Origin of the sequence: Paraburkholderia aromaticivorans, assembly GCF_012689525.1 — a bacterium.
In the GTDB taxonomy this organism is placed as follows: domain Bacteria; phylum Pseudomonadota; class Gammaproteobacteria; order Burkholderiales; family Burkholderiaceae; genus Paraburkholderia; species Paraburkholderia aromaticivorans_A.
The window spans coordinates 3026011-3037376 of record NZ_CP051516.1 but is presented as its reverse complement, the minus strand read 5'-3'; the positions used below and the strand labels follow the sequence as shown (position 1 = coordinate 3037376).

General features: G+C 61.2%; 9 protein-coding genes. 6 read left to right on the top strand and 3 right to left on the bottom strand.

Going from position 1 to position 11366, the window contains the following annotated elements:
- The first annotated feature begins 32 nt into the window (after positions 1-32).
- Together aceF and lpdA are read left to right on the top strand one after the other, a co-directional pair.
- The gene (gene aceF / locus HF916_RS41850) at positions 33-1667 is read left to right on the top strand and encodes a dihydrolipoyllysine-residue acetyltransferase (RefSeq protein WP_168794534.1); all 1635 of its coding nucleotides are present in this window, start codon (positions 33-35) and stop codon (positions 1665-1667) included.
- Between the two features lie 264 nt (positions 1668-1931).
- Entirely contained in the window at positions 1932-3737 is a 1806-nt protein-coding gene (gene lpdA / locus HF916_RS41845; RefSeq protein WP_168794533.1) for a dihydrolipoyl dehydrogenase, read from the top strand.
- Positions 3738-4091: 354 nt separating this feature from the next.
- On the opposite strand, the gene HF916_RS41840 is transcribed toward lpdA, so the two are convergent.
- Positions 4092-4664 (bottom strand): phasin family protein, encoded by a 573-nt coding sequence (locus tag HF916_RS41840; RefSeq protein WP_012433576.1) that lies wholly within the window; start codon positions 4662-4664, stop codon positions 4092-4094.
- A 775-nt stretch (positions 4665-5439) separates the two neighbouring features.
- Between HF916_RS41840 and pbpG the strand changes: the two genes are divergently transcribed.
- Entirely contained in the window at positions 5440-6630 is a 1191-nt protein-coding gene (pbpG, locus tag HF916_RS41835; RefSeq protein ID WP_168794532.1) for a D-alanyl-D-alanine endopeptidase, read from the top strand.
- 103 nt (positions 6631-6733) lie between these two features.
- Here pbpG and HF916_RS41830 read toward each other — a convergent pair whose 3' ends face one another.
- Positions 6734-7540: an IclR family transcriptional regulator gene (locus HF916_RS41830; RefSeq protein ID WP_168794531.1), complete on the bottom strand. Its 807-nt coding sequence runs from the start codon at positions 7538-7540 to the stop codon at positions 6734-6736.
- Positions 7541-7718: 178 nt separating this feature from the next.
- On the opposite strand from HF916_RS41830, the gene HF916_RS41825 reads away from it, so the two are divergent.
- Both HF916_RS41825 and HF916_RS41820 read left to right on the top strand, forming a co-directional pair.
- Positions 7719-8441 (top strand): (Fe-S)-binding protein, encoded by a 723-nt coding sequence (locus HF916_RS41825; RefSeq protein WP_168794530.1) that lies wholly within the window; start codon positions 7719-7721, stop codon positions 8439-8441.
- A 110-nt stretch (positions 8442-8551) separates the two neighbouring features.
- Complete coding sequence (locus HF916_RS41820; protein WP_168794529.1) at positions 8552-9967, top strand: lactate utilization protein B; 1416 nt, start codon at positions 8552-8554, stop codon at positions 9965-9967.
- 230 nt (positions 9968-10197) lie between these two features.
- Here HF916_RS41820 and HF916_RS41815 read toward each other — a convergent pair whose 3' ends face one another.
- Positions 10198-10767 carry a hypothetical protein gene (locus HF916_RS41815; RefSeq protein WP_168794528.1) on the bottom strand — a complete coding sequence of 190 codons (570 nt, stop codon included), beginning with the start codon at positions 10765-10767 and terminating at the stop codon, positions 10198-10200.
- Between the two features lie 264 nt (positions 10768-11031).
- Here HF916_RS41815 and HF916_RS41810 point away from each other — a divergent pair, with 264 nt between their 5' ends.
- Entirely contained in the window at positions 11032-11271 is a 240-nt protein-coding gene (locus HF916_RS41810; protein ID WP_168794527.1) for a hypothetical protein, read from the top strand.
- Positions 11272-11366 lie beyond the last annotated feature (95 nt).

The window sequence follows — 11366 nt, the reverse complement described above, 5'->3', positions numbered from 1 at the left end:
AGGCCGCGTGCGCGGCCCAGGAGACACTAACAATGAGTCAAGCGATCGAAGTCAAGGTGCCGGACATCGGCGATTACAAGGACATCCCTGTGATCGAGGTGCTGGTGAAGGCGGGTGACACCGTCGAGAAAGAGCAATCGCTCGTTACGCTGGAGTCCGACAAGGCGACCATGGACGTGCCGAGCTCCGCCGCCGGCGTCGTCAAGGAAGTGAAGGTCAAGGTCGGCGACAACGTGTCGGAAGGTTCGTTGATCGTCGTGCTGGAAGGTGCAGAAGGCGGCGCGGCTGCGCCGGCTCCGGCGCCTGCTGCTGCTCCGGCTCCGTCGGCGGCACCGGCTGCGCCCCCCGCTGCGAGCGGCGGCGGTCTGCAGGAAGTCAAAGTGCCGGATATCGGCGATTACAAAGACATTCCCGTGATCGAAGTCGCGGTGAAAGTCGGCGATCGCGTCGAGAAAGAGCAGTCGCTGGTAACGCTCGAGTCCGACAAGGCGACCATGGACGTGCCGAGCTCGGCAGCCGGCATCGTCAAGGAACTGAAGGTCAAGGTCGGCGATACCGTGTCGGAAGGCTCGGTGATCGTGGTCGTGGAAGCGGAAGGCGGCGCGGCTGCGCCGGCTCCGGCTCCCAAGCAAGCGGTCGAGAAGCCGTCCGATGCGCCGGCTGCACCGTCGCCGGCTCCGGCCGCGCCGTCGGCGCTTGCTCAGGCACCGCTGATTCCGGCCGGCGAAGGCGGCGCGCGTCGTGCGAGTCATGCGTCGCCGTCCGTGCGCAAGTTCGCGCGTGAGCTGGGTGTCGACGTGACGCAGGTGCAGGGCACGGGTCCGAAGAACCGTATCACGCAAGCCGACGTGACCGCCTTCATCAAGGGCGTCATGACCGGTCAGCGTGCTGCGCCGGCTGGTGCGGCTGCACCGGCTGCCGCGGGCGGCGGTGAACTGAATCTGCTGCCGTGGCCGAAGGTCGACTTCACGAAGTTCGGTCCGGTCGATCCGAAGCCGCTGTCGCGCATCAAGAAGATTTCGGGCGCGAATCTGCATCGCAACTGGGTCATGATTCCGCACGTCACGAATAACGACGAAGCGGATATCACCGAGCTCGAAGCACTCCGCGTGAAGTTGAACAAGGAAAACGAGAAGTCGGGTGTGAAGATCACCATGCTGGCTTTCGTGATCAAGGCCGTGGTGTCGGCGTTGAAGCAGTTCCCGACGTTCAATTCCAGCCTCGACGGCGATAACCTGGTGTTCAAGCAGTACTTCCATATCGGGTTCGCGGCCGATACGCCGAACGGTCTGGTCGTTCCTGTTATTCGCGATGCGGATAAGAAGGGTTTGATCGATATCGCCAAGGAAATGGCCGAGCTGTCGAAGCTCGCGCGCGACGGCAAGCTGAAGCCGGATCAGATGCAAGGTGGGTGCTTCTCGATTTCGTCGCTCGGCGGGATTGGTGGCACGAACTTCACGCCGATTATCAATGCGCCTGAGGTTGCCATTCTTGGTCTGTCGCGTGGTGCGATGAAGCCGGTTTGGGATGGTAAGCAGTTTGTGCCTCGGCTGACTTTGCCGATGTCGTTGTCGTATGACCATCGGGTGATTGACGGCGCGGCGGCGGCGCGGTTTAACGCGTATCTGGGTGCGATTCTTGCCGATTTCCGGCGTGTGATTCTTTGATGTGGTGATGGTTGCGTGGGGCGCTGGTTTTTTTTCTGTGATCCGCGTCTCTCTGTAGAACCTGCTTTCTTATCGGTCTATTAGCGTCGCCCCTGTGCGGGGCGGCACCTACTTTTCTTTGTCTTCCAAAGAAAAGTAGGCAAAAGAAAGGCGCGTCCTTGGGCGGACTGCAAAGGATGATTCTTTCCAGGGCGCTGCCAGCTTTTGGGCTGCATTTTCGTGGGTTCTTCGTCTCATCACGATCAATACGAGAAGGGGACACTAATGAGTCTCGTCGAAGTAAAAGTGCCGGATATCGGTGACTTCAAAGACGTCGATGTCATCGAAGTCAATATCAAAGCGGGCGATGTCATCGAGAACGAACAAGCGCTGATGACGCTCGAGTCCGATAAAGCCTCCATCGAAGTGCCAAGCGATACCGCCGGCACGGTCAAGGAAGTTCGCGTCAAAGCCGGCGACAAAGTCTCGCAAGGCACGGTGATCGCGCTCGTCGAAACATCGGCGGACGCGGCTCCCGCAAAAGATGCACCGAAGGCTCCAGCCAAGGAACCTGAGAAAGCGCCCGCTCAAGCTGAAGCAAAACCGCAAGCTGCGCAGGCGGCGGCTCCGGCCAAGGCGGCAGCGCCTGCTCCGCAAGCCGGTAGCTTCTCCGGTAACGCGGATATCGAGTGCGACACGCTCGTGCTCGGTTCGGGCCCCGGCGGCTATTCGGCTGCGTTCCGCTCGGCTGACCTCGGCATGAAGACGGTGCTGGTGGAGCGCTACGCGACGCTCGGCGGCGTGTGTCTGAACGTCGGCTGTATTCCGTCGAAGGCGCTGTTGCACACGGCGCTCGTGATCGACGAAGCCGAAGCGCTCGGCTCGCACGGCATCACGTTCGGCAAGCCGCAAATCGATCTCGACAAGCTCCGCGACTTCAAGTCGGGCGTCGTCAAAAAGCTCACCGGCGGTCTCGCCGGCATGGCGAAGATGCGCAAGGTCGAAGTGGTCACGGGCACGGGTTCGTTCGTCGATCCGCATCATATGGAAGTGCAGGTCGAGGGCGGCAAGAAGGTCGTCAAGTTCAAGCAGGCGATCATCGCGGCGGGCTCGGAAGCGGTGAAGCTACCGTTCATTCCGGAAGATCCGCGTGTGGTCGATTCGACCGGCGCGCTCGAATTGCGGCAGATTCCGCAACGCATGCTGGTGATCGGCGGCGGCATCATCGGGCTGGAAATGGCCACGGTGTACGCCACGCTCGGCGCGCAGATCGACGTGGTCGAAATGCTCGACGGTCTGATGGCCGGCGCGGACCGCGATCTGGTCAAGGTCTGGGAGAAGTACAACAGCAAGCGTTTCGCTAACGTCATGCTGAAGACGAAGACCACCGGGGCGGAAGCGAAAGACGACGGCATCTATGTGTCGTTCGAAGGCGAGAAGGCTCCGGCCGAAGCGCAACGCTACGATCTCGTGCTGGTTGCCGTCGGCCGTTCGCCGAACGGCAAGAAGATCGGCGCGGACAAGGCAGGCGTCGCGGTGACGGACCGCGGCTTCATCGACGTGGACAAGCAGATGCGCACCAACGTGCCGCACATCTTCGCGATCGGCGATATCGTCGGTCAACCGATGCTCGCGCACAAAGCCGTGCATGAAGCTCACGTCGCCGCCGAAGTCGCACACGGCGAAAAGGCGTACTTCGACGCGCTGCAGATTCCGTCGGTGGCCTACACCGATCCGGAAGTGGCGTGGGCCGGCAAGACGGAAGACCAGTTGAAGGCCGAGGGCATCAAGTACGGCAAGGCGGTGTTCCCGTGGGCCGCATCGGGCCGCGCAATCGCCAACGGCCGCGATGAAGGCTTCACGAAGCTGCTGTTCGATGAGGAAACGCATCGCGTGATCGGCGGCGGTATCGTCGGTCTGAATGCGGGCGACCTGATCAGCGAAGTGTGTCTCGCGGTCGAGATGGGCGCGGACGCAACGGACATCGGTAAGACGATTCACCCGCATCCGACGCTCGGCGAATCGATCGGCATGGCCGCCGAGTTGTACGAAGGCGTTTGTACCGATCTGCCGCCGCAGAAAAAGAAGTAAGGCGATTCGGTCCGTCTGCATTCATGCAGGCGGGCTCGATGAAGCAAAAAAAACGGCGCGCCCTTTGCGGGGCGCGCCGTTTTTCTTTGACAGCGGAGTAGGGCGGTTGCCGCGCAACGACGGCGTCATCAATACATGCTGAACGACTCTGGCGACGGCGAAAAAGCGTCGGATAAAAAAATCCCGGCCTTTCGCCGGGCAAACGATACGCTATTCAACGTATCGGAGCGTTCGGCCAATTAACACCGTGTGAGCGGCAACGGCACTACGCTGTTGCTTGCGGTAGCGCCGGCACAGCGGTTGAGCTGTGCCGGCGCCGGGTGATGCCTGAAGTGTGATGCTTGAGACTGAAGCTTAGACTGCCTTCTTGGCCGAGCGCGATGCTTGCGCGGCGGCTTGCGAAGCTGCCTTCGATGCGGCCGTTGCAGCTGCATTGAAGTTGCTTTCAGCGATTTCGACAGCTTGCTTGGTCGCCTTGTGGACCGTGTCGTACGTGGTGTTGGCAGCCGTGATAGCCGACTTCAAGACGGCGACAGCGGTTTCCGAACCAGCCGGTGCATTCTTTGCAACGTTTTCGACGAGCGATTGGACCTTGCGGTTTTGCTCTTCGAATTGCGCTTCTGCGACGCGGGTGAACTCACCTTGCGTTGCCGAAACGATTTCATACACGTGGCGGCCGTACGACAGCGCCTTTTCAGCCACCGGCTGTGCAAGGCTTGCTTGCAGTGCCAGCAATTCCTGCGCGTCCTTGACCGACAGCGCGCGTTGGGCATTTTCCTGGCTTTCCGCGAGCGTCGATTTCACGACTTGCAGGTTCAGCTCAACCAGCTTTTCGACGCCTTCAAATGCTTTGGTCGTCAGGCCGAACAACGTTTCAAAGTTGGCTTTCTGGGCTGCGGCGAATTGCTCAGGGGTCAGCAGAGTCATGGTTTACGCTCCTGGATCGCGGTCTGTCTGTGCGGACCGCATTGGTTGAATGGTGAGACACATTGGTGCGTCCCGCCGGACCGCGATGAATTGTGCATCGCAGCAATGGTTCCCATTTTAGGATGGCTACAAAGAATGTCAAGTGCTTTTTGTGCGTCGCACAATATTAAGAAACTACTGATAAAACATAGTGTTATGCGATCGGCATGACAACCTCATGACGCAGGTCAATTTAACCGCCGCACCGCACTGGTGCTCAATCATGCCGCATGTATTACGGACTTGTAAGGTTAATTTAACCGGCAAGCGCCTACTAGCGCCGGACGCTAACATCCGGCAAATGTTAAAAAAGCTTTCGAAGGCCGTTTCGGTGTAAACCGGAAAGTGTCACGGAACGTTAATGCTTCATGCTGGTCGAATGCGCGTTGGCGGTCTGCAGCAGGCGTTTAACAACCTCGCTGTGCGACTGCGGCCACGTGCTGTTGCTCTGGCAGTTTTGACCGCCCGTGCTCTGACCGTATTTCCCCTGATCAAGGTTGTCTCGAAATTGCCGTTATGCTGGAAGAATCACCTCGATTCCGGCGTATGGCGGCAGCGGCGAGGCGTAACGCGCTGGCGATCGTTTTTTTTCGATCGATGCGCGGCACCTATTCGTGTTTTTGCGATCGGAGCTTACAAGCCGGTTTAAGGAGCGCGTATAAGTGCTTCAAATTGCTAATTTTTCGTTGTTTTACTACACTTGCGGAAACCTCTCGCCGCTCCCTACCGAACACCCATGAAAACCGACATGTTTTCGTCGCTAAAAGTGATCCACGGCGCGGCCCGCAGCACCGCTCTGTCGGTGGCCGCCTCCATGGTCATCGCAGCGGCGTTTGCCACGCCCGTGAGCGCTTTTGCCGCCACGCCTGACGCACCTGCAAAAACTTCCAAACACGCCAAAGCGGCCAAAAAGCCGGCTGCCGCGCCTGACGCCAAGGTGTCGAGCAAGGCCCCGAAAGCGACCAAAGGCGCGGCTGCAAAGACCGTAGCCGCCGCTGACGACGACGCCCCGCGCGCCGGCGTCAAGCGCAAGCGCGTGACGTACACGTCGAACGGCCGTCACCACTCGGTGGTGCGCCGCATCGCGTACGAACCGCGTCAGCCGAGCGTCGGCCAGGCTTTCGGCCTGCACGAAACGCCGGACGCGCTCATGCTGCGCTCGAGCGTCGCCTACGTGATCGATCAGAACTCGGGCGAATCGCTGTTCGACAAGAACTCGCGCGCCGTGGTGCCGATCGCGTCGATCACCAAGCTGATGACCGCGATGGTGGTGCTCGACTCGAAAGAGGCGATGACCGACCAGATCGAAGTCACGGACGAAGATCGCGATTACGAAAAGAACACCGGCTCGCGTTTGTCGGTGGGCTCGGTGCTTTCGCGTGAAGACATGCTGCATATCGCGCTGATGGCGTCGGAAAATCGTGCGGCCGCGGCGCTGTCGCGTTATTTCCCGGGCGGCCGGCCGGCGTTCCTCGCGGCCATGAACGCGAAGGCCAAGCAGCTCGGCATGACCGACACGCACTTTGAAAACCCCACGGGTTTGACGAGCCAGAACGTGTCGAGCGCGCGCGATCTCGTGAAAATGGTCAACGCGGCGTACCAATATCCGGTGATCCGCAAGTTCTCGACCGATCACAGCTACGAGGTGTACACCGGCAAGCGCTCGCTGGCTTACAACAGCACGAATGCGCTGGTGCGCAATCCGACGTGGGACATCGGTCTGCAAAAGACCGGTTTCATCAACGAAGCGGGTGAGTGCCTCGTGATGCAGGCGACCATTCACGGCCGTCCGATGATCATAGTGCTGCTCGACTCGTCGGGTAAGTACTCGCGATTCGCGGACGCCACGCGTCTGCGCACGTGGCTGGATAACGGCGGCGACCAGGCGCGCATTACCAGCGCGGACGCCAGCGGTCCGGGTACCTGAAGCGTTTCTTAAGTGGCCGGTTTCCGGACCGGCCGCATGAAAACAAAAAGCCTCGCATTTTTGCGAGGCTTTTTGTTTTGAACGGAGGAAGCGAAGTGCCGGCTTACGCGTGATGGGTATGCGGATGGTCCTGCGCGGGTTGCGGCCGATAGCCGAGCGACTCCGAGATCATCAACGCAGTCTGACTGACCTGGCCGAGCCAGGAATCCTGCAGCCGATCCGCCGGCGCCGACAGCGACAGACCGGCGACCAGCTTGCCGGTGTCGTCGTAAATGCCGGCGGCGATGCAGCGCACGCCGAGTTCCAGTTCTTCGTTATCTCGCGCGCATGCCTGCTGGCGCACGTGCGATAACTCACGCTCCAGTTTGGTCAGGTCGGTAATGCTGTTCTGCGTGTGCCCCGACAAGCCGGTGCGGGTGGCGTAGGCCCGCACGCGGGTGGATTCGTCGGCAGCAAGGAACAATTTGCCTACCGAGGTCAGATGCAACGGCGCCCGTCCGCCGATCGCGCGCACCACCTGCATGCCGGAACGCTCGGAATAAGCGCGCTCGATATAGACGATCTCGTCGCCCTGACGCACCGACAGATTCACAGTCTGGCCCGTCTGGCGGTGCAGTTCGCGCATTGGCGTGAGCGCCGCGTCGCGCACCGACAGGCGCGCCTTCACCAGATTGCCCAGTTCGAGCAGGCGCATGCCGAGACGGTAAGTGCCGGGATCCGACCGGTCGACCAGCCGGCACATCACCATGTCGTTCAGGATGCGGTGCGCGGTGGACGGATGCAGCTCCGTACGGATGGCGAGTTCTTTCAGGCTGACCGGGTCGCTATGCGCAGCGAGTGCGTCGAGCAAGCGCATCATGCGTTCGATCACCTGGATCGAAGTTTTGGGATCCGGGGTCGTATCGCTCATGGGAGGAATCGGTTGACGCGTCAAACAGCGGAAATTGATTGTATCCCGTATTGTGAAAAGATGGAAAGCAGTTGGAACGCCTTTTCCAATTTAACTGGCTTTCGTCCTATGCCTTCCGGCCGTTGGTATTGTGCGGCAAACAGCGGATAATCAGGCACGTTTTCCCGAAGGAGGGCTCATGCGAGTCGGATTGTTCGTTACCTGCCTGATCGACCTGATGCGTCCCGAGATCGGTTTTTCGGTCATCAAGCTGATCGAAGGCGCCGGATTCGAGGTGATGGTGCCGCCTGCGCAAACCTGTTGCGGGCAACCGGCGTACAACTCGGGGGAACGGCGCATCGCGCGCGATCTTGCCGAGAAGACCTTGCGCGAGTTCGAGCAGTTCGATTACGTTGTGGTCCCGTCCGGTTCGTGTGGCGGCATGATCCGCGCGCATTACGGCGACCTCTTCGCCGACGACCCCGAACTGATGAACCGCTTCGGCCGGCTGCGCCCCAAGGTGTTCGAACTGACCGATTTCCTCGTGAACGTGGCCAAGGTGCATTTGCAACCGGGCGAGTTCGCGGGGCAGGTCACGTACCACGATTCCTGCTCCGGGCTGCGTGAACTCGGCGTGAAGGTGCAGCCGCGCGCCTTGCTGGCGCAGGTCGGCGTGACGGTGAACGAGATGAAGGATTGCGAGCATTGCTGCGGCTTCGGCGGAACCTTCGCGGTCAAGTACGGCGACATCTCCACGGCAATTGTCGACGAAAAGTGCGCGAATATTCGGGCAAGTGGCACCGGCGCGGTGGTGCTCGGCGACCTCGGCTGCATGCTGAATATTGAGGGCCGTTTGCGGCGTACCGGCGACGCCACCACGCGCGTGCTGCACATCGCGCAGGTGCTGGCCGGCGACGTATAGCGCAGGTTGCCATACTGCCGCCGTCTTGATCCCGATACGCGTGCTTGACTCGTACTTCAGTCGCGCATCGCCCGCTTCGTCCGCTTCGTCCGAATACGCATAAGGCCGCCATGCAAGTCCAATCGATGCAATTCAAGGCTCGCGCCGGTCAGAAACTTGCCGACCAGCGTCTGCAGCAGAATCTCACCAAGCTGTCGACCAAGTTCGTGTCGGCCCGCGCCACGGCCATGACCGCGATCGATTTTCCCGCCACGCGCGCCGCACTGAAGGAGCGCCGCAATCGCGCGCTGGAAAATCTCGACGTGTGGCTGGAAACCTTCGAGCGCGAAGCGGCCCGGCGCGGCGTGACGGTGCTGTTCGCGGAGACGACCCAGGAGGCCGCGCGGCTCGTCGGCGACATTGCGCGCCGGCACGAGGTGAAGAAGGTGATCAAGACCAAGTCGATGGTCACCGAAGAAATGCGCCTGAATGAAGTGCTCGGGCAAATGGGCGTGCAGTCCATCGAAACCGATCTGGGTGAGTACATTCTGCAGATCAACGACAACGAACCGCCGAGCCACATCATCGCGCCGGTCGTCCATAAAGATAAGGACGAGATCGCCGACCTGTTCGCGAAGACCCATAACCGTCCGCGCCTGACCGAAATTACCGACATGACGCGCGAAGCGCGCGAGGTGCTGCGTCCGCATTTCATGACCGCGGACATGGGCGTGACCGGCGGCAATTTCGTGGTGGCGGAAACGGGCTCGGTCGTGCTGGTCACGAACGAAGGCAACGAGGGCATGTGCACCGTGATGCCACGCGTGCATGTGGCGGTGACGGGCATCGAGAAAGTGCTGCCTACGCTCGAAGATCTGGCCACGGCGATGCGTCTCTTGCCGCGCTCGGCGACCGGGCAGGCCACCTCGAACTATTTTTCCGTGTTGACGGGGCCGCGCGGCGAGGGCGACCAGGACGGTCCCGAACATATGTACGTGGTGCTCGTCGACGGCGGGCGCACGGGGCTCATCGGCGGCGACTTCCAGGAAATGCTGAGGTGCATCCGCTGCGGCGCGTGCATGAACCATTGCCCGGTGTATCAGAAGGTGGGCGGCCATGCTTACGGCTGGGTCTATCCCGGCCCGATGGGTTCGGTATTGACGCCGAGCTATGTCGGCATCGACAAGGCGCTGGATTTGCCGCAGGCCGCGACCTTGTGCGGCGAGTGCAATAGCGTCTGTCCGGTGGGGATTCCGCTATCCGATCTGTTGCGCAAGCTGCGCGAGAAGCAGGTGGAGCGGCGTCTGCGGCCGTGGAAAGAGCGCGCTGGACTCGCCGTGTGGGGTTTTCTGGCGCTGCATCCGGATGTTTACGCGCTTTTTACCAAGCTGGCCGTGCGGGTGCTGGAACGCATGGGCGGAAGAAACCGGTCGATCGCCAAACTGCCGTTGGGCGGCGCGGGCTGGACCAATACGCGGGATATGCCTGCTCCGGTCGGTCGGACGTTCAGGGAGTTGTACGCGGCGCAGCGCAGTCATATTGGCTGAGCGGGCGTTGGTGGGCAAAGTTCGCTGTCGTTTTTTTTCTATTCACGCGGCATTGAGCGTGAGCCGGTGATTCCGGCATCGCGCTGCCTGGTCTCGCGTCGAACCGCACGGCCGGCCGTCTGTGTCACGTCGCCGGAGCGACCCTCAGGCTGCGGCCGTAGAAATTGGAGCGCGGTACGCCTGCGCATCAGCACATGCCTACCGCGCAACAACCATGCGGCTTGTCCAGATCAGTGATCCGTCATCTGGCCCGACTGGCGGCCCGGCACCCCTCGCACGGGCGCGGCGTTATTCCCATTGCCGCGGTTGCCTCCGCTGCCCGCCTGCTGCTGCGGCGGCGCCGGTGGGGGCGGCGGTGGGCTGCCAGCCCCCGGCCGAGGCGCATTCGATCCGCTCGGTCCGCGTGGCCCGCCCACGGCACCTTGCGAAGGCGGCCCCCCGTGCGATCCGCCATTCGGCTGACCGTGCCAGCCGCCGTTGTCGCCGTGGTTGCCGTTGTTTCCGTAATTGCCGTTGTTCGGCCGGCCCCGGTCGGGATAGCCGCCGTAGCCGGGGCCCGGTCCGTAATAGCGGCCTGGCCCGTTGTTGTAGTAGCCAGGGCCCGAGTAATTGCTATAGCCCATGTAGACGTTGGTTTGCGGCACGACCGGTACACCGGTGGCGTAGCCGTCGTAACCGTCATAGCCGCTGTAATCGCCGCCGTAGCCATTGCTGTACATCGGCGTGCCGTCCGGATAGACCGCGCAGCCGCCGAGCAGGGCGGCGACAGCAAGGCAGGCGAGTGGTGCGAAGCGTTTCATGTGATGGACCGGTGCGAGATTCGTAGCTGTAAGACCGTTATTATCGCCATCCGTCGCAAGAGCTTTGTATGTGTTTGTAAGGATTTATTTTTTGTGCCATGACGCGTCGATGTCGTGCGTCGCAAAAACTCAATTCACTGTTCCATTCAGCGCAACGCTCTATCTCGCGCCAGTGGGTTTTTCCCGATTGTGAATTTCTATAAGATTTCGACTGGGCATAGTGGGTAACGAACTCATCTGCCCCCAATCGGAAGAATCGACATCATGAAAAAGACAATATCGGTGTACTGGCCCCTCGCCATCGTTGTACCGCTCGCTGCGGCTGCCTATTTGCATATTTGTGGCGACGCCGCGTCGCGCGTCTCGCAAGCTCCGCTTGCTGCCGACCAGTTCACGGCTGAACTCGCGCGCGCCGTTTCGTACGGCATGATCGACGACGCCTCGACGCTGCCGGCCAAACCGATGCGCGCCGCCACGGCGATGCCGGCCGCGGAAGCGTCGTAAGCACAGGGCTGAGCGCGACCGGGATGGGTCGCTGTACCCAACGCCACGCTCGCGGCAGCCGCGCGCCGGCTCCCGGCGAGATTCCGGCCAGCTTT